This window comes from Acidovorax sp. 93, from assembly GCF_003633835.1.
GTDB lineage: Bacteria > Pseudomonadota > Gammaproteobacteria > Burkholderiales > Burkholderiaceae_C > Acidovorax > Acidovorax facilis.
Window position 1 is genome coordinate 671435 of sequence record NZ_RBIT01000001.1, and the last position, 18975, is coordinate 690409.

General features: G+C 65.3%; 17 protein-coding genes. 15 read left to right on the forward strand and 2 right to left on the reverse strand.

Annotation, left to right across the window (positions count from 1 at the left end; translation table 11 throughout):
* Window positions 1-280: 280 nt before the first annotated feature.
* From C8C93_RS03045 to C8C93_RS03100, 12 genes are all read left to right on the forward strand, one after another.
* Entirely contained in the window at window positions 281-2488 is a 2208-nt protein-coding gene (locus C8C93_RS03045) for a TonB-dependent hemoglobin/transferrin/lactoferrin family receptor (RefSeq protein ID WP_121505872.1), read from the forward strand.
* 41 nt (window positions 2489-2529) lie between these two features.
* Complete coding sequence (locus C8C93_RS03050; RefSeq protein WP_121505873.1) at window positions 2530-2886, forward strand: hypothetical protein; 357 nt, start codon at window positions 2530-2532, stop codon at window positions 2884-2886.
* Window positions 2883-4010 (forward strand): hemin-degrading factor, encoded by a 1128-nt coding sequence (locus C8C93_RS03055; protein ID WP_121505874.1) that lies wholly within the window; start codon window positions 2883-2885, stop codon window positions 4008-4010. Before C8C93_RS03050 ends, C8C93_RS03055 begins: the two co-directional genes overlap by 4 nt.
* A gap of 85 nt (window positions 4011-4095) precedes the next feature.
* Entirely contained in the window at window positions 4096-4902 is an 807-nt protein-coding gene (locus tag C8C93_RS03060; protein ID WP_370110779.1) for a hemin ABC transporter substrate-binding protein, read from the forward strand.
* On the forward strand, window positions 4899-5981 hold the full coding sequence (locus C8C93_RS03065; RefSeq protein WP_121505876.1) for an iron ABC transporter permease: 1083 nt from the start codon (window positions 4899-4901) through the stop codon (window positions 5979-5981). Before C8C93_RS03060 ends, C8C93_RS03065 begins: the two co-directional genes overlap by 4 nt.
* A complete protein-coding gene (locus C8C93_RS03070; protein WP_121505877.1) occupies window positions 5978-6811 on the forward strand; it encodes a heme ABC transporter ATP-binding protein in 834 nt (277 codons plus the stop codon). Before C8C93_RS03065 ends, C8C93_RS03070 begins: the two co-directional genes overlap by 4 nt.
* Before the next feature lie 170 nt (window positions 6812-6981).
* Window positions 6982-7338, forward strand: a complete 357-nt coding sequence (locus C8C93_RS03075; protein ID WP_121505878.1) for a hypothetical protein — start codon at window positions 6982-6984, stop codon at window positions 7336-7338.
* A 178-nt stretch (window positions 7339-7516) separates the two neighbouring features.
* Window positions 7517-8794, forward strand: coding sequence for a TolC family protein (locus C8C93_RS03080; protein ID WP_121505879.1), 1278 nt, complete (start codon window positions 7517-7519; stop codon window positions 8792-8794).
* A 36-nt stretch (window positions 8795-8830) separates the two neighbouring features.
* Window positions 8831-9403, forward strand: coding sequence for a hypothetical protein (locus C8C93_RS03085; protein ID WP_121505880.1), 573 nt, complete (start codon window positions 8831-8833; stop codon window positions 9401-9403).
* Window positions 9400-10521: an efflux RND transporter periplasmic adaptor subunit gene (locus C8C93_RS03090; protein WP_121505881.1), complete on the forward strand. Its 1122-nt coding sequence runs from the start codon at window positions 9400-9402 to the stop codon at window positions 10519-10521. Before C8C93_RS03085 ends, C8C93_RS03090 begins: the two co-directional genes overlap by 4 nt.
* Window positions 10522-10530: 9 nt before the next feature.
* Window positions 10531-13650 carry an efflux RND transporter permease subunit gene (locus C8C93_RS03095; RefSeq protein WP_121505882.1) on the forward strand — a complete coding sequence of 1040 codons (3120 nt, stop codon included), beginning with the start codon at window positions 10531-10533 and terminating at the stop codon, window positions 13648-13650.
* 72 nt (window positions 13651-13722) lie between these two features.
* Entirely contained in the window at window positions 13723-14130 is a 408-nt protein-coding gene (locus tag C8C93_RS03100; RefSeq protein ID WP_121505883.1) for a hypothetical protein, read from the forward strand.
* Window positions 14131-14560: 430 nt separating this feature from the next.
* Here C8C93_RS03100 and C8C93_RS03105 read toward each other — a convergent pair whose 3' ends face one another.
* Both C8C93_RS03105 and C8C93_RS24910 read right to left on the reverse strand, forming a co-directional pair.
* Window positions 14561-16246, reverse strand: a complete 1686-nt coding sequence (locus C8C93_RS03105) for a DUF262 domain-containing protein (RefSeq protein ID WP_121505884.1) — start codon at window positions 16244-16246, stop codon at window positions 14561-14563.
* A gap of 228 nt (window positions 16247-16474) precedes the next feature.
* On the reverse strand, window positions 16475-16741 hold the full coding sequence (locus C8C93_RS24910; RefSeq protein WP_147433721.1) for a hypothetical protein: 267 nt from the start codon (window positions 16739-16741) through the stop codon (window positions 16475-16477).
* A gap of 345 nt (window positions 16742-17086) precedes the next feature.
* On the opposite strand from C8C93_RS24910, the gene C8C93_RS03115 reads away from it, so the two are divergent.
* The 3 genes from C8C93_RS03115 (at window position 17087) to C8C93_RS24915 (ending at window position 18555) form a co-directional block, all read left to right on the forward strand.
* Complete coding sequence (locus C8C93_RS03115) at window positions 17087-17485, forward strand: hypothetical protein (protein WP_121505886.1); 399 nt, start codon at window positions 17087-17089, stop codon at window positions 17483-17485.
* 101 nt (window positions 17486-17586) lie between these two features.
* Window positions 17587-18042, forward strand: coding sequence for a hypothetical protein (locus C8C93_RS03120; RefSeq protein ID WP_121505887.1), 456 nt, complete (start codon window positions 17587-17589; stop codon window positions 18040-18042).
* Between the two features lie 66 nt (window positions 18043-18108).
* Window positions 18109-18555: a hypothetical protein gene (locus C8C93_RS24915; RefSeq protein WP_147433722.1), complete on the forward strand. Its 447-nt coding sequence runs from the start codon at window positions 18109-18111 to the stop codon at window positions 18553-18555.
* Window positions 18556-18975 lie beyond the last annotated feature (420 nt).

Here is an 18975-nt window from a genome sequence, read left to right on the forward strand (position 1 = left end):
TGGCGCCGACGTTTGCGGAGAAAGCGGCTGTGCTTGGGCTTGTAAGGCACCATCAAGAAGGGTTTTAAATTGTTGCTATTGAGAATTATTCTCATATAATTTCATTCCATCAGCCAGCCACAACGGCCCATGCTTCTGCGCGCAGAAGCAAGGGCCGTCTGCATGGAGCCAGCTCTGTATTCGTTGTCGTTTCAGAGAAGGACTCCCCTCCGTGGCGCAGGCATTCCGTTCCCCTCCGTTTTCTTCCCGGTGCGCACAGGCGCGCCCCTCCGATCAATGGTTGCAAGGCCGTCTGCTGCCGCTTGCATGGCTGGTGGCCTGTGCGTGCGCCGCCATCGGCAACGCGCATGCGCAAGATGCGGCCCAATTGGTGGCTGCAGCGCCGCAGCTCAAAGAAGTGGTCATCAGCGGCTCGCGCAGCGAGCAGGATCGCGACGAGTTGCCGATGAGCATCGACGTGATCAATGCGCAGGCCATCGAGGAAGGCCAGGTGCGCGACATCCGCGACGTGGCGCGCGAGCTGCCCAACGTGTCGGTCACACGGTCGCCCGCACGTTTCTCGCTGGCCAGTGGCTCCACCGGGCGCGAGCAGAACGCGGGCTTCAACATCCGGGGGCTGGACGGCAACCGCGTGTTGATGATGGTGGATGGCATTCGCCTGCCGCGCAGCTATGTCTTCAGCGCCAATGCCTTCGGGCGCGACTACCTGGACATTGGGCTACTGCAGCGCATCGAGGTGGTGCGCGGCGCCACCTCGGCGCTGTACGGCTCCGATGGCATGGCGGGCCTGGTCAACTTCATCACGGCAGACCCCTCGGCGTTTCTCGACGGCGACAAGCGCATCGGCGGCCGGGTGAGCCTGGGATATGACGGCGACGAGCACGGCAAGCGCGTGGGCGCTACGGTGGCTGGCAAGGCGGGCGACACGGTGCGGTGGCTGCTGGGTGGCAATGTCACGCGCGCCAGCGAGTTGGACAACATGGGCACCAACGATGCAGCCAATGCCGACCGCACCCGTCCCAATCCGCAGAAAGACAAAAGCGGCGCTTTGCTGGGCAAGGTGGTGCTGACGCCCGGCGGCGGCCAGCGCCATGTATTCACGCTGGAGCATGTGGACAAGACGTCCGACTACGAACTCCTCACCGCACGCTCCAAGCCGCCGCTGGCCGCCACGTCCGTGCTGGGCTCCACCTCGTTCACCGACATGCAGCGCAGCCGTGCGACGTGGGAAGGCAACTGGCGCGTGAACACCGCATTTGCCGATGATGTGAAGGCCACGCTGAGCTGGCAGGACGCCCATTCGCGCGAGTACATCACCGAAGACCGCAACACCGCCGCCGACCGCGTGCGCGACGTGACTTATGACGAGCGCACCTGGCAGGCCAATCTGCAGGGCAGCAAGGTGCTGCGCAATGGCGGGCCGTGGGTGCAGAAGATCACCTACGGCCTGGACTACACGGCGGCCAAAGTCGAGAACCTGCAGACCGGCGTGATGCCGCCCACGGGCGAAACCTTCCCGCTCAAGCGCTTCCCCGACACCACCGAGACCAGCACGGCCCTGTATGTGCAGGACGAGTTCGTGACCGGCCCCTGGAGCATCACGCCCGGCGTGCGCTTTGACACCTTCCGCATCAAGGCCGACCAGGCGGGCTTTGGCGCGCAGGCGGTGTCGCTGTCGGGCAATGCGACCTCGCCCAAGTTCGGCGTGCTGTACCGCGCCAGCGAGCAGTGGAGCGTGTTTGGCAACTACGCGGCGGGCTTCCGTGCGCCCAATGCGGGGCAGGTCAACGCCTTTTTCGAGAACCCGGTGGGCAACTACCGCACGGTGCCCAACGCCAACCTCAAGCCCGAGAAGAGCCAGAGCTTTGAGCTGGGCGTGCGCGGGCGCCTGGAGCGTTTGTCCATCGAAGCCGCCGCGTTCACTGGCCGCTACAAGGACTTCATCGAAGACCTGCGCCAGGTCAGCGGTACAGGCGCACCGGGCAACCCGCTGGTGTTCCAGTCAGTCAACATCGGCCGCGTCAAGCTGAGCGGGTTCGAGGTCAAGGGCGACATGCGCTGGGGCCAGTGGGCGGGCGGGCAGTGGAGTTCTCCGTTTGCCTACGGCCAGACACGCGGACGCGACACCGCCACCGGCAAGCCGGTGAACACCGTGGATCCATCGCGCCTGACGGCGGGCCTGCGCTATGACAGCGGCGGCTGGATGGCCCGGCTGGACATGACGCACGCCGCCGCCAAGAAGGCCAGCGATGTGACGGTGGCTACCGGCAGCACGCAGTTCCTCACGCCGTCGTACACGGTGCTGGACCTGGCGGCTCAGTGGCGCATCCGCAAGGACCTGCGCCTGAACGCGGGCATCTACAACCTCACCGACAAAAAGCACTGGCGCTGGGCCGACGTGCGCGGCCTGGCCGCGAACGCCAGCTTCATCGACGCCTACAGCCAGCCTGGCCGCGCAGTGCGCGTGTCGCTGGTGGCGGACTTTTAAGGCACAGCCCATCCCGATGAACCCCACCAAGGAGACAGACCATGAGCCATGCCCCTGACATGCCCGATTTGCCCACATCCGGCGCCCATTGCGATGAGGAATACAGCCTGCCCTGCGCCGAGGCGCTGCTGGCGGGCACCCTGGCGCTGATGACCGGCTATGTGCAGGCCTGCTGCGACAGCCACCGCGACGCCATGGGCCGCCAGATCGCGGCCAACCTGCAGATGCTGGCCGACGCCCAGGGCTTCACGCCACACTTCCGCACCGTGGTCTGGAGCCTGCAAGGCCGCTGGGACCTGCAATGCAAGGCGCGCCAGGACGTGGCCGCCAGCGCCGCGATGGTGGCTGCCGAACAACGCCGCGTGCTGTGGCACACCGCGCCGGAGGCCGTGCAATGAATGCCGCTGTGACGAACCCCCCAAGCGCTCCGGCCCATCCGCCGCAAGCCGCCCCCGACATCCGTGAGAGGTTCGCCGCAGCCCGCGCAGCGGGCAAGCGTGCCAAGGACGCCGCCGAGAGCCTGGGGCTGTCGGAAGGTGCCGCCGTGGCCGCCCATGCAGGCGAGCACGGCCACCCACTCAAGGCCCAGCCGCTGCAGGGCTCGTGGCTGGAGCTGCTGCAGGCGCTGGAGGCCTGCGGCCCGCTGATGGCGCTCACGCGCAACGAAGGCACGGTGCACGAGAAGACCGGCGTGTACACGCACGTGTCGGCCACCGGGCCGGTGGGCATTGCGCTGGGCGAAGACATCGACCTGCGCCTGTTCTTTGCGCAGTGGCATGCGGGTTTTGCGGTGACCGAGCTGGCCAACGACCCCGCTAAACCGCCATCGCGCAGCCTGCAGTTCTACAACGCGCAGGGCCGTGCTGTGCACAAGATCTTCACGCGCGATGCCACCGACCTGGCTGCGTTCGACGCCGTGGTGAGCCGCTTCGTGCAACCCAGCGCCGGTTACGTGTTTGGTCCGGAGCCCGCGCCAGCGGCCGTGCTGCCTGACACCGACATCGACTCCCAGGGCTTGCGCGAGGCCTGGGCCGCCATGCAGGACACGCACGAATTCTTTGGCCTCATCAAAAAGTTCGGCGTGGAGCGCCAGCAGAGCTTTCGCCTGGTCGAAGGCCAGTTTGCCTGGCGCGCCGCACCGCAGGCCGTGGCGCGCCTGCTGGACGAAGCGGCGGTGGACGGCCTGCCCATCATGGTGTTTGTGGGCAGCGGCGGCTGCATCCAGATCCACACCGGGCCGGTGCGCAACATCCAGCCGCTCGATACGCCGCGTGCGCAGTGGATCAACGTGCTGGACGAAGGCTTCAACCTGCACCTGCGCACCGACATGATTGCCAGCGTGTGGGTGGTGGAGAAGCCCACGGCCGATGGTGTCGTCACCTCGGTCGAGGCTTTTGACCGCGCGGGCGAGCTGATGGCCATGTTCTTCGGTGCACGCAAGCCCGGCAAGCCCGAACTGCAGGGCTGGCGCGACCTGGTGGCACGCTTGCCTGGCGTGCAGGAGCTGGCCCATGCTGCGTGATTCGATGGCCGTGCAAAGCTGGGGGCAAGGTGGCACGCGTCGGCGGCTGCTGCGCGGTGTGGTGGCTTTGCCTTGGTTGTCTGCGATGGGGGCCGGGGCCGCCTGGGCCGCCCGCCCGGCGCGCATCGTCTCGCTGGGCGGCGCGCTGACCGAGGTGGTCTACCTGCTGGGTGCACAAGGCCAGCTGGTGGGCACCGACACCACCAGCCTGTTCCCCGAGGCCGCGCTCAAGACCGCCAAGGTCGGCTACATGCGCCAGCTCTCGGCCGAGGGTCTGCTGTCCCTCAAGCCCGACGCTGTGGTGGGCACCACCGAAGCCGGGCCGCCCGTGGTGCTGGACCAGGTGCGCAGCGCTGGCGTGCGCGTGGAGCTGGTGCAGGCCGACCACACCTGGGACGAGGTGCGGCGCAAGGTCGCCACCGTGGGCCGCGTGGCGGGCCGCGAGCGCGAGGCCCAGGCCCTGCAGACTGACCTGGATGCGCAGTGGGCGGCAGTGCAAAAGCAGGTGGCAGCCACCACACGGCGCCCGCGCGCCATCTTCATCCTGTCGCACGGCGGCAGCCCCATGGTGGCAGGCACTGGCACAGCGGCCGATGCGCTGATCCGCTTTGCGGGCGCGACCAATGCCATCACGCAGTTCGCAGGCTACCGGCCCCTCACGGCCGAGGCCATGGCCAGCGCCGCGCCCGAGGTGCTGCTCAACAGCACGCAGGGCATCGAGGCACTGGGCGGCGAGGCCGCTTTCTGGCAGCGGCCTGAGCTGGCACTCACGCCCGCTTACCGCCGCAAGGCCCTGGTGGCCATGGAGGCCAGCCACTTGCTGGGCTTTGGCCCGCGCCTGCCTGCTGCCGTGCGCGAGCTGCACACCCGCACCCAGGCGATCACCGCGTGAGCAGCGTGGCTGTGGCGCAGCCGGGTGCGCGCTGGTCTTTGCGGCGCCTGTCGCCGCGCGCAGCGCTGCTGTGGGGCGTTGCGCTGGTGGGCCTCGCGTTCGTGTGGGCCAGCACGCGGGGCGCCTACGCCATTGCACCCGCCCAGCTGTGGCAGGTGCTGCTGCAGGCCCTGGGCGCTGCACCATCTGCTGAACAGGCGCCCGAATATCTGGTGTTCATCAACATCCGGCTGCCCCGCCTGCTGATGGGTGTGGCCGCTGGCGCCGGCCTGGGGCTGGCCGGTGCGCTGATGCAGGGGCTGTTTCGCAACCCGCTGGCCGACCCCGGGCTGGTGGGCGTGAGCAGCGGGGCCGCGCTGGCGGCGGCCGTCACCATCGTGCTGGGCAGCCACTGGCTGCCCGACCTGCCGCGCACCCTGGGCAGCTGGACACTGGTGGGCATGGCCTTTGGCGGCGGCCTGCTGGTCACGGCGCTGATCTATGCACTGGCGCAGGCCGATGGCGGCACGCGCATGGGGCTGATGCTGCTGGCGGGCGTGGCGGTCAATGCGCTGGCGCTGGCGGGGCTGGGCTACCTCAATTTCATCTCCACCGACGAGCAGCTGCGCAACCTCCAGATGTGGCTGCTGGGCAGCTTGGGCGGCGCGCGCTGGAGCGCCGTGGCGCTGGTGGGCGCCATCGTGGCGGTGGCCTGCGGCCTGGGCCTGGCGCTGGCGCGCTCGCTCAACGCGATTGCGCTGGGCGAGGCGCAGGCCGCGCTGCTGGGCGTGCCGGTGGAGCGCACCAAGCGCCTGGCGGTGCTGGTGACGGCGCTGGCCGTGGGCGCGGTGACGGCGGCCACCGGCATCATCGGCTTTATTGGCCTGGTGGCGCCGCACTGGGTGCGCCTGGTGGCGGGGCCGGACCACCGCGTGGTGCTGCCGGGCTCGGCCCTGCTGGGCGCTGCACTGGTGCTCGCAGCCGACGGCGTGGCGCGCACCATCGTGCAGCCCGCAGAGCTGCCGCTGGGCGTGCTCACGGCTTTCATTGGCGTGCCGCTGTTTCTGGTCATGCTGCGCCAGTTCCGGAGCAAGGTATGAATGCCGCCGTCGCATCCCCGGTCACCACCACCGCCGATCTGCTGGTGTGCGACCAGCTGGGTGTGGGCGTGCCCGGCCGGCCCTTGCTGGCCACCGTGCACACGCAGTTCGTGCCCGGGCGCGTCACGGCCATCCTGGGCCCCAACGGCGCGGGCAAGTCCACCCTGCTGGCCATGCTTTCGGGCCAGCGTGCGCCGCGCTCGGGCCATGTGTGGATGGGCGGGCAACCGGTGTCCGGCCAAGGCGCCCAGGCCCTGGCCCGCCAGCGTGCCGTGCTGCCGCAGGACACGGCCGTGGCCTTCGACTTCACGGTGCAGGAAGTGGTGGAGATGGGGCGCTTTCCCCACCGCCAGCAGCCCAGCCGCCACGAAGCGCGCATCGTGACCGAGGCGATGCAGGCCACCGGCGTGGCCCACCTGGCCGGGCGCAGCATCAACACCTTGTCGGGCGGCGAACGCGCCCGCAGCCATCTGGCCCGCGCGCTGGCCCAGATCTGGGAGCCCCTTCCCGATGGCGCCACCCGCTGGCTGCTGCTGGATGAGCCCACCGCCGCGCTCGACCTGGCGCACCAGCACCACACGCTGGCCCTGGTGCGCCGCTGGGCGGTGGAGCAGGGCGTGGGCGTGGTCGCGGTGCTGCACGACCTGAACCTGGCCCTGCGCTACGCCCACGACAGCCTGCTGCTCGCCCCGGGCCTGGCGGGCCCGCGCAGCGTGCACGCCACAGCCCACCTGCTCACCCCCGCCACCATCGCGCAGGTGTGGGGCGTGCACAGCACGCCAGTGCTGGCGGCCGACGGGGTGCCGCAGTACCTGGTGGCGGCGCAATGAATGGCGTTTTATGACAAAAGTGGCCTCTGCCGCGCTATGGGTCTCAAAGATTGCTATCAAAAATGAAGCGTCTGCATGGTGTGCCTGTGCAACCCATGGAGGTAGGCCCCTCAACCCGTCAGGCTATCTGGCGGGGCGGGTGGTGCGGCCTGCTTAGAATCCCGCTGCCCATGCGCCGCTTGCTGCTCGTCTTTCTGTTGGTGTTCATGCCGCTCCAGTCCATCTGGGCGGCGGCCTCGCCCTATTGCGGGCACGAGTCAGCGCCGCAGGCTTCGCACTTTGGCCACCATGTGCACGAGCACCATGGCGACGAAGGGGCCGACCACTCGGTCCCGGGGGGCTCCCCCAGTACCCTGGCCGACATGGACTGCCATGCCTGCCACGGCACAGGCGGCGGCCTGGCGCACAGTGCCAGCGCCCAGGCCATCGTGGTGGCCGTAGCGCACCCGCCGGGCCAGGCCGCACCCGCCTGGCCACCCGCACCCCTTACGCGGCCCGAACGCCCCAACTGGCCCTTCTTCGCCTGAGCGGCGAGGCGGGGGCTTGGGTGGCTCCGTTTCTTTTCCTGATGCTGTTGGAGACCTGCCTTCCCAGGCAGTAGCGGTGCTCGTCTTGCTGTTGGCATGCGTGCCCCTCTGACGTCCCCTCCGTGCATCGCGCCTCGCCGATTTCAACCTGTGGCCCCGGCCACTGCAGAGGAATCGGATGCAACCAACGAAACAACGACAACACACGCCCATCGCCGCGCTGGTGGTGATGGCGCTGGGCTGGGCACTGCTGGGCAGTGCCGCACAGGCCCAGACCTCCAACCCCGGCACAGCGCCGCTCACGCTCCAGGCCCTGTTCGAGCAGGCCTGGCAGCGCCAGCCCGAAGCGCAGTCTGCTGCCTTGCGGCGCGAGGCCGCGCAGGCCACACGCAGCGCGGCGGCAGCCTGGACGGCCGAGCCCATGGCATTGGAGCTGTCCACCAAAACCGACCGCCCCGGCAGCAACCAGGGCAGCCGCGAGGCCGAAGTGGGCCTGGCCCTGCCGCTGTGGCTGCCCGGCGAGCGCGCCCGCAAGGCAGCGCTGGCCGATGCGGAAGCGCAGGCGCTGGACAGCCGCCAGCGCGCCGCGCAGCTGCAACTGGCCGCCACTGTGCGCGAAGCCTGGTGGGCGGCGCAGCGCGCGCAGGCCGACTGGGCCTTGGCGCAAGACCGGCTGCTGAACGCGCAGCGCCTGGCCGCCGACGTGGCGCGCCGCGTGCGCGCGGGAGACTTGTCGCGTGCCGACCAGGCCCAGGCCGACGGCGCCGTGGCCCAGGCCGAAGCCGCCATGGCTGAGGCCCAGGGCGCGCGGGACTCAGCGCAGGCCGCACTGGCCGCCTGGGGTGTGCAGGCCGCGCCCACCCTGGCGCTGGCGGACGGGGCGGAGCCCGAGCCCCCTGTGCCAGACGCCACGGCAGCCGCTGCCCAGCACCCTGCGGCGGCCGACTGGCACGACCAGGCCGAGGTAGCCCGCCGCGCTGCCGACCTGGCTGCCGTGCAAACCCGTGCTAACCCCGAGCTGACGGTGGCCGCCACGCGCGGCCGCGAGCAGGCGGGCGACCGCTACCAGCAGACCTTCACCGTGGGCCTACGCATACCCCTGGGCGGGGGCGATCGCGCGCAGGCAAAGCAGGCCACAGCCCGCGCTGATGCCATCGATGCCGAGGCGCGTGCTGCCGTGGAGCAGAGGCGCCTGGCCGCCGACATCGCCGCCGCCATGGCCCGCGTGAAGGCCACGCAGGCCCAGCGCGATGCGCTGGCACGGCACGCGGCGCTGGCGCAGGGCACACGCGGCTTTATCGACAAGGCCTTCCGCCTGGGCGAAGCCGACGGCCCCACACGCCTGCGTGTGGAGCTGGAGGCCGCCCAGGCCGAACGCCAGTTGGCCCGCGCCCGCATCGACGCAGCGGCCGCCATCTCCCACCTGCGCCAGGCCCTGGGCCTGTTGCCGCAATGAACTCCCTGTGAATTTCGACCAATTTTTAAGACAACCATGACACTCTCTTCCGCTTTCTCCACACTGGGACTGGCCCTGCTGCTGGGCTTGCTACCGCCGACAGCGCTGGCCGGTGATGGCCACGACCATGGCGACGCCCCCGCTGCCGCAACGGGCACGGCCCTGCCGCGCTTTGCTGCTACCTCGGACCTGTTTGAACTCGTGGGCGTGCTCGACGGGCAAAAAATTGCGCTCTATCTGGACCACGCGGGCGACAACAGCCCCGTGAAAGACGCCCGGCTGGAGCTGGACATTGCGGGCACCAGCGTGCCCGTCACCCGCGTGGCCGAGGGCGAGTTCCAGGCCACCCTGGCCGCCCCGCTGGCTGAGGGCGTGAGCCCCGTCACCGCCACCGTGGCCGCAGGCAATGACACCGACCTGCTCGCAGGCGAGATCGACCTGCACCCCGCCGCCCACACCGATGCCGCACCCGCAGGGCTGGCCCGCCGCACTGTGCTGATCGCAGGGGCCGTGGCCGCCGTGCTGCTGGCGCTGGTCGCCGTTTGGGGTTTGCGCCGGGGCCGTGCTGCCCGCATGGGCAACACCCAGCGCGTGGGAGGTGCAGCATGAAGCGCTTGCACCCCATGCCCTCTTGGCTGGCCCTGCTCATGGCTGCCGCGCTCAGCGCCCCTGTGCCTGCTTCGGCAGGCCCCGGCCACGACCATGGCGACGCGCCGCCCGCACCCACCGGCAACGGCCCCAGCCGCCAGCCCGATGGCAGCGTGTTTCTGCCCAAGCCCGCGCAGCGCCAACTGGGCGTACGCACTGTGGTGGGAGCCATGGGGCAACATGCCAAGGCCTTCGAACTGGCGGGCACCGTGGTGATGGACCCCAACGCGGGGGGCAAGGTGCAGGCCGTGCTGGCCGGGCGGCTGGAGGCCGGGCCCAAGGGCTTTCCGGGCGTGGGCCAGGCGGTGCGCAAGGGCGAGGTGCTGGCCTATGTAGTGCCTACGGCAGGCGCCATCGAGCGCTCCAACCAACTGGCCCAGCAGGCTGAACTGCGCGCAGCCCGTGACCTGGCCGCACGGCGCGTGGCGCGCCTGACCGAGCTGGCCGACACCGTGCCGCGCAAGGACATAGAGGCGGCCGAGAGCGAGCTGCAAAGCCTCACCCAGCGCCTGGGCGCCGTGGGCGCGGGCCTGGCCACACGCGATGCGCTGGTGGCCCCCGTTTCGGGCGTGATCGCTTCGGCCAATGCCGTGGCGGGGCAGGTGGTGGATGCGCGCGAACTGGTGTTCGAGGTGGTAGACCCATCGCGCCTGCGCATCGAGGCCCTGGCTTACGACCCGGCACAGGCCCAGAGCGTGGCCGGTGCCACGCTGGCCGTGGCCGGGCAGCGTGTGCCACTGCGCTTTCTGGGCGCGGCGCGCAGCCTGCGTGATCAGGCGCAGCCGCTGCAGTTTGCGGGCGACTCGTCTGCGCTTGGCACCTTGGCCCTGGGCCAGCCGGTGCGCGTGTTCGTGCAGTCCACCGACAAGGTCGATGGCGTGCAGGTGCCCGCTGCCGCGCTGTTGCGCAACCCGGCCAACCAGACCATCGTTTGGGTCAAGGAGTCGCCCGAGCGCTTTGCGCCACGGGTGGTCACTGCGGTGCCGCTTGACGGCGCCTCGGTGGCCGTGACCTCGGGCCTGCAGCCCGGCGACCGCGTGGCCACGCAGGGCGCCACGCTCATCAACCAGGTCCGCTAAGGAGTCACGATGTTCAAGTGGCTTCTCGAAAACAGCCTGGTCAACCGGCTGCTGGTGCTCATCGCCGCCGCCGTGCTCATGGCCTATGGCGCCTTCACGCTCTCGCGCACGCCGGTGGACGTGTTCCCTGACCTCAACAAACCCACCGTCACCCTTATGACCGAGGCCGGCGGCATGGCCGCCGAAGAGGTGGAGCAGCTCATCACCTTCCCGCTGGAGACCACGATGAATGGCCTGCCCGGTGTGGAGAGCGTGCGCTCCACCTCCAGCGCGGGCCTGTCGTTCATCTACGTCACCTTTGACTGGAGCACCGACATCTACCGCGCGCGGCAGATGGTGTCTGAACGCCTGTCGTCCATGGAAGAGGGCCTGCCCAGCGGCATCACGCCGCGCATGGGGCCCATCAGCTCCATCATGGGCGAGATCATGCAGGTGGCCATCCCCATCGACGCGGCCAAGACCACCCCCATGGCCGTGCGCGAGTACGCCGACTGGGTGCTGCGCCCGCGCCTCATGGCCATCCCCGGTGTGGCGCAGGTGATCCCCATCGGTGGCGAGGTGCGCCAGTTCCAGGTGCTGCCCGACACGGCGCGCATGGCGGCGCTGGGCATCACGCACGACCAGCTCACGGGTGCGCTCAAGGGCTTTGCGGCCAATACCTCGGGCGGGTTCTTGGAGCTGGGCGGGCGCGAATACCTCATCCGCCACCTGGGCCGCACCTCGCGGCTCGAAGACCTGCAGAACCTGGCCCTCACCGCCAAAAACGGCCAGAGCGTGCTGCTGCGCCAGGTGGCCGATGCCACCTTTGCCGCCGCTACCAAGCGCGGCGACGCGGGCTTTGAAGGGCAGGGCGCCGTCATCCTGGGCATCCAGAAGCAGCCCACGGCCGACACCATCGGGCTCACGCGCAGCATCGAAGCCGCGCTGGTGGACCTGAAGAACTCCCTGCCCGCAGGCATGGAGGCGCCGCGCGTCACTTTCCGCCAGGCAAGCTTCATCGAGGCCTCGGTCACCACGCTGCAGGGCAAGCTCATGGGCGCCTCGGTGTTTGTGGCGGTAATCCTGTTCGTGTTCCTGGGCACGCTCAGGCCCACGGTGATTGCGCTCACGGCCATCCCGGTGTCCATCTTCATCACCGCGCTGGTGTTCAAGTACTTCGGCCTGTCGATCAACACCATGACGCTGGGCGGCCTGGCCATTGCCATTGGCGGCCTGGTGGACGACGCGGTGGTCGATGTGGAGAACGTGCTGCGCCGCCTGAAGATGGACCGAGCGAAGCACCCCCACCACCGCCTGCACCCCATCGAGGTGGTCAAACTCGCGTCGATGGAAGTGCGCTCGGGCATCCTGTATGCCACGGCCATCATCGTGCTGGTGTTTCTGCCGCTGTTTGCGCTGCCGGGCATCGAGGGGCGGCTGTTTGTGCCGCTGGGCATTGCGTTCATCGTGTCCACGCTGGCATCGCTGCTGGTGTCGGTCACCGTCACGCCGGTGTTGGCGTTCTACCTGCTTCCGCGCATGAAGAACCTGGACCATGGCGACACCCGCGTGGTGGCCTGGCTCAAGGCGCGCTACCGCAATGGGCTCTCGGCCGTGCTGGCGCGCCCGCGCACCGCCCTGGCCTTGAGCGCGGCGGCGGTGGCGCTGTCGGCAGCGGCGGTGCCGTTCTTCCCCACCACGTTCTTGCCGCCCTTCAACGAGGGCACGCTGCTCATCGGCATGCGGCTCAACCCCGGTGTCACGCTGGCCGAATCGAGCGCGCTGGCCCGCCAGGCCGAGGTGCTGGTGCGCCAGGTGCCCGAGGTCACGCACGTGGGCCGGCGCAGTGGCCGCGCCGAGCTGGATGAACATGCCGAAGGCGTGCACGTGAGCGAGCTGGATGTGGGCCTGCTGCCTGCGGCCGAGCTCAAGCGCAGCATGGCCGAGGTGCAGGCCGACATCCGCAGCCGCCTGGCGCACCTGCCCGCCGCCATCGCCATCGGCCAGCCCATCTCGCACCGCATTGATCACATGCTGTCGGGCGTGCGCTCGCAGATCGCCATCAAGCTCTTTGGCGACGACCTGGACACCCTGCGTGGCCAGGCCGAGGCCCTGCGCGCGCGGCTGGCGGGCATCCCCGGCCTGGCCGACCTGGAGGTGGAAAAGCAGGTGCTGGCGCCGCAGATCACCGTGCGCGTGGACTACGCCGCCGCTGCACAAATGGGCGTGCCCGCACCCCAGGTGCTGGCCGCGCTGCAGACGCTGGTGGAAGGCGAGAAAGTGGCCCAGGTGGTGGAAGGCAGCCGCCGCTTTGCGCTGGTGGTGCGCCTGCCCGACAGCGCACGCTCCATCGACGGCCTGGCGCGTGTGCTGATCGACACGCCCCGTGGCCCCGTGCCCTTGTCGCGCCTGGCCACCATCGAAGAGGGCGACGGCCCCAACCAGATCAGCCGCGACGACGGCAAGCGCCGCATCGTGCTCTCGGCCAACGCGCAGGGCAGGGCGCTGTCTGACGTGGTGGCCGACATCCGCCAGGCCGTGGGCGACACGCGCCTGCCCGAGGGCTACTTCATCACCCTGGGCGGCCAGTTTCAGGCGCAGGAAGAAGCCAGCCGCCTGGTGGGCCTGCTGGCCATCGTCTCGCTGGTGCTGATGTTTGTGGTGCTGTACACGCGCTACCGCTCGGCCACGCTTTCGGCGCTCATCATGGCCAACATCCCGCTGGCGCTGGTGGGTGCGGTGCTGGGGTTGTGGGTGTCGGGCCAGCCGCTGTCGGTGGCGGCGCTGATTGGCTTCATCACGCTGGCGGGCATCTCGGTGCGCAACGGCATCCTGAAGGTGAGCCACTACCTCAACCTGATGCGCGTGGAAGGCGAGCGCTTTGACACCGCCATGATCGTGCGCGGCTCGCTGGAGCGCCTGAGCCCCGTGCTGATGACCGCCCTGGTCACGGCGTTTGCCCTGGCCCCGCTGCTGCTGGAGGCCGAGCGCCCCGGCACCGAAATCCTGCACCCGGTGGCCGTGGTCATCTTCAGCGGCCTCATCAGCTCCACGCTGCTCGACACCTTCCTCACCCCGGCCCTGTTCTGGCTGTTTGGCCGCAAAGACGCCGAACGCCTGCTGGACGACAAGAACGCCGAGGCGTTCTGAGCTTTTCTTGTTTTGTACTTGTTCTCTTTATCTGTTCGTTTGCTTTTTCATTCACCCTTTGAAAGGACTCTCATGAAAACCACCCGCCAACTTTTCGCCGCCCTGGCCCTCGCAGCCTTGGCCACCAACGCCACCAACGCCGCTTACGCCGCTGGCGACCACGGCGCAGGCCACGACCACAAGCCCCAGCACGGCGGCATCGTGGCCGAGGCCAGCGACATGGACTACGAACTGGTCGCCAAGCCCGACACCATCACCCTGCACCTGCGCGACCACGGCAAACCCGCCAAGACCGAGGGCGTGAGCGCCAAGCTCACCCTGCTCAACGGCACCGAGAAATCCGAGGCTGTGCTTGTACCGGCAGGCGAGGGCAGGCTCGAAACCAAAGGCATCTTCAAGGTCGCAGCAGGCACCAAGGTGGTGGCGCTGGTGACACTGCCGGGCAAGAAGGCTGCGAATGTGCGGTTTGCCGTGAAGTAAGCCGCTGTCGTAGAGAGAACGAAAGCGTTGTGCTCGACGCGCCGCCGCGTTGGCTTTTGCTGGCGTGGCGGTGTGTGGCCTGTCTCAGTGGCCGTGCGCCTTGAGCACGGGCGAGATAGGTGCGTGCGTGGTTTCAGTAGTGAGGTGTGCTGAAATTTGAAGAAAATCGGGCTCTACCGCCTGTCTATCAATCGCTTATAGCTATCAAATTGGTAGTGAGGTGGTTGATGCTGGGCGCAAGGTGCTGAGCTTCCGTGGGCGGGAATAGGCAGATTATTTTGGGCGGAGTGTCTGGCTGTTTTAGGCTGGTAGCGGACGCTCAAGATGTAGGAGACCCAAGGCGAACCGATCAAGCTACATGTCTTGCAGTGCCATACGAGCGCACCTGCGTTCACAGGATCCCGGTGCGAGGTATCCCCAATAATCGCAACTACTTGATGGCCCAAACCTCGTCATAAGCGAGCTCCGCCAAGTCACCAGTTCGGCAATCTATCTCTGCTGTTCCCCACGTCGTTGCAGCATCGATCTGAGTCTCCAAGATGTAGCCATGCTTTTTGAGCAAAGACTTCTTGTCTGCGAAGTTGTTGGCCGCCAAAACCTCTCCGTTGTACTTCACGGGCACACCCAAAAGGTTCCCGATGCTGTGCATGGAAGGTGCTCCAGTGTTCTGTGAAAGAAGGTGTTCGAGCGACTGCCCCGTGCGATCAACATCGACAGCGGGGTTTCGATGCTTGTAGATCTTCCACAGTGAGTAGCCGATGATCTCCTTGTGCCTTGGCGTCATGTAGTTGAGTGCCTTGAACCGTGTGATGAACGTGTCCCGGGCGGGGACCTTGCTCTTGATTTTTTTCTTGAACTCGTTGATGCACAAACCGCGAGCATTTGCATCGGCAGCAGTCGCCAAAGCTCGTGCATGAGCCGCGTACATCTTGCTCACGCCGCCTGATGAAGGCAGGTTGCTGATCGTCGTGTACAGGTAGTGATAGCGCTCCACGAGCCAGAAGATTTCTCGGACCTGGCCATCTTTGAGCTTCTTGGCACTGAACAGGCGCAGCACCGTCAAAAGCAGTGGATTTGCGATTTGGATATTCAGGACTTCAGAGATGCAGCGAAGCGAATCTTCGACATCCCGATTCCCTTTGTTCCAAAGGGTGAGCCGTTCGGGCTCCAAAATCCCACGGTAAAGATCACTGTCGGTCCTAAGCTCATCAAGGACCGCACGAACATTGGTGGCAGACACCTCATTCTTGATTGCCTTGAAAAGCTCCTTCTCTGTTGTGAAGGGGTGCTTTGAAAGCCAGTAGTGATGAAGGAAAGTGGCTATTTGAATCGGCCGGGTTGCCTGCTCCAAAGTGCTCTGAATTTCCACCCAATGGTCTTTGGGACGGTCAATGGCCTTGCCCTTTGAAGGAAGCAGCCGCAGCAGATGGTTCTTCGCAAGGTCTGCGGCAGTGAGGTCCTTACCCCGTGTATTGAGCGTCTCAAAAATCAGATACGCGTCGTCTTGGTTGTCCAGAGTGATCGAAATCACTTTAAGACCCAAGAGCTTATCCCGCACACTTTCCAACCACTTTTTGCTCGCAGCCTTCGCCTTTGAAGGGTCAACCTTAGAGGCCGCCTCCTTCACGCCCTGATCGATGAGGGTGTGAATGAGTTTGTAGGCTGCACTGATCGCCTTCTCCTCCTCACCCACGTCAATCTCCGTCTCCTCTTTTTCAAGGCTCTGGATTTTGGCTTGCAGGTAGGGGTACGAGGTCTCGGTTTTAAGAACGAACTGGGCCTGATCGTTTAGGTCCCGTGTTTCAATCAAACGGTGCACCCCTTTGGCGGGGGCCGCAAAACCCAAGTCGTTGAACTTATCCCGAATGGCACATAGAGCAATGGTGATAGTGGTGATGCGCTGCTGCCCATCCACGAGACCAAAAGAGGAGCTTGAGAGGTTGTAAGAGACAAACGCCCCGATGAAGTAATCCCTTTTGAGGTCCGATGTGCTATCAACCCAAAACTCTTCAACGTTATCCTCATCCCAAGAAAATGGACGCTGAAAACGCGGAATAAGGTACGTGCCAGACTCCAAGACTTGGCGTATATCTTTTTCAACACACTGAATTTTCATTTTCCCCTCCACAAAAACTAGGCCAGGGCGTCACCTTTGGAACCTTTAACGGCCCCCAAACACTTCTTCAGGATTCCCCCGGTGCGCTCCTGACTAGCCCGCGATAGTAATCTGCCTCAACGCACGTACCCCTACGCCGCCTTTCACTGCAAAGCCGACGCTGACAGGCCCAGGACAAACGACTGCAACGAGCCCAAAGCAGACAGGGATGTCTCGTCTGTTTCTCGCTCAAAGTTGGCGAAGAATCCTCCGAAGCTCAGATAGTGAATTGCTGCAAGGTAGCATTCCGAGCTCCTCCGCTTCTTGTGGCGAAACATCTTCTGCGATAACCAAAATAGACAACGCATGAAGCCTGTCCTGCAAGTCTTTGGGGACGCCTTCAAGCGCCGAAAGATGTAGCTCAAGACTTGCGGCAATTGCGCTCGCGGGAGCTAAGCCAGTAGCGTACTTGTCCGCAATTTCCAGCACTCGCTCGGCTATTGAGGTATTCGACATATCGTGAATTTCCGCTCCTGGCCGAATTCTGCCCGACGGCGAGGGACGCTATCGGGCTCTGAGCTGCCGTTGTGAAGCGCCACCTGGAAGCTGCCTTTGACATGTTGCACGCTGCTGTTGTAAATCCCGGTGTCTGCCTACAGGCAAGCTATAGTTTGCCGAGTTGACGCCTGCCGGGTTTCGCGGGATTTTTATGCCTGGACGGTTAAACAGGGCATGCCTTGCAAACCTATGCTACAAGCCACCTCCAGGAGAAATCAGTGTCCAGAATATCCCACACGGTACAGCTTAGCCCGCAGGTTTTGCGGTCTAAATTACGTTATGCCGCTTCAGAAAGCGTTGTGAATGAACTCGAGTAAGAATGAACCGGTGGTTTTGGCAATCAAGGATTCGGAATCGGAGCTTCCTATCCCGACAGCCTGGCGCCCAGTCATTTGTAGAGTTGTTGATGCATTTGTGCGCCATGACTATCAACTCAATGCTGGTGTACCTGGCGTGGCTCCGGTTTCTACTAAAACGGCGGAGCACATCAAAAGTTACATCCAAGACTACGGAGCAGAGTTGGTTGCGCTGCCGGAAGAAACGTGGGCTTCCTCCGTATGCATTTGGCAAGGCGATCGATGGGATGCACTTATTGATCTTTGGTCGCTTTCAGAGGGGAGAAGCGATCTTGTGCTGAGCCTTCAGGTATCAGAGGCTCAAGGCGGCTTCGAATTCGTCGTTTATATGGTCTATGTGCCCTAGTACAAAGCCGCATAACAGGTTGCTCGTCGCGGACACGCAGCCACAGGTTGCCGCTTCGCGGCGCGGGCTGCGCGCCGTACAGCGCCAACGTTAGGCGTCTTATGGACCTTCCTCCGCCATCCACTGCGGACTGGGGCGATATCGCAGGAGACTTCGACCTGGACTATGCATTCAGGAAATTTGGCGGTCAGACGTATCGAGAGGCAATTCGCTTGTTTGAGACGACTGATCTTCTGTCCCGAGTGGAAGATCTGAGCGTCATGCCGGACATCGCATTCCGGTACTACATGCTTGCTTACCGAGACTTTGTCTTGTCGCCGCGTGTGTTCGAGATCAACTATGGCATTGATGCATCAACGGCCGCCGATAGCTTTCTAAATCTGATCATGCGTCGGCTGGAGACTTCTCCAGCGTCAATCAAGCCAATTCTTTCTGCCCTTTTGCCGGCCGCTCAGTACATTTCCGAACGCCAAGTTGAATACAGCGCCGACGAGGACATCTATGGGAAGTTTTCTGATGCAATGCTCCGCATCCAGGCCCTTGCAGTAGCCGCCTAACTCTTCCATCGAGAGGCGCGACCCGGCTTGCCGGGTCGCGCCTCTCATGTCAAACGTTAAGAAGCAATGTCAGTCATCGAAATCGAAATGGGGCCAGCTAGAGAGTCGCATGAGTGTGATTGCTGCGGTACGGTCATAGAGTCAACTCATGGCTATATCTATCGCGACAACGATGCTTATGCGGTGTACGAAGCATCTTGGTGTGAAGGGCATGCAGAAGCTCAGGTCAATGCACGCATCGAGATCGGCGGAGACTGGGGGGACGAAACGTCTCGACCAAATCATGCCTTCTTCGGTGTTCTCATCTTCCGAACGTCGACCCACAATGGCTTCTCGATGCTAGAACCAGAAGAGTCGCAGTGGATTTCCCCCGACTCTGAGAAAGACTTCCTGACGCGCGAGGCAGCCCTTGCGCACCCGTTGAAGTCAGAGATTTTTCACATTGCTGAGCATGTGGCAAAAGAAGAGGGACGAATCAAAGCATTTCTTGATGCGCACCCGATTGCCTCTTAACAAATCGGCCCAGCACGGACGGCCTTCGGCCTCCGCTGGCCTTAATCGTTAAATCGCCCATGAAAAGCCAACTTTCTTGGTCAATGGGCATTGGAGCCGCCTTGTGTATTCTGGGCTTGGCGTACGCGGTTGTTGAAGGCATTGTTCCTTCGCTCCGGCCGGGCCCACCGCAGCAGGTTGCCGCATCTTGCGCCGCGCTTGGATCGGCAAGTTCCACTACTGAGATTACGGGAATGGCAAAAGAACGCAGCTGGAAAAGTCAGGTTATCGGCTCCAGTGTCTTCGTACAAGTCGGTTCTGGGTGCGTTTGCGCTCTCGAACTTGCGCAAGGCCGTGTGTCGCAGCATAGGACGCTGTGCAATGGCTGAACGGCTTAACATGTCAGTCAACCCGACCGCCCGCAGCGGCCGGTCACCTTCA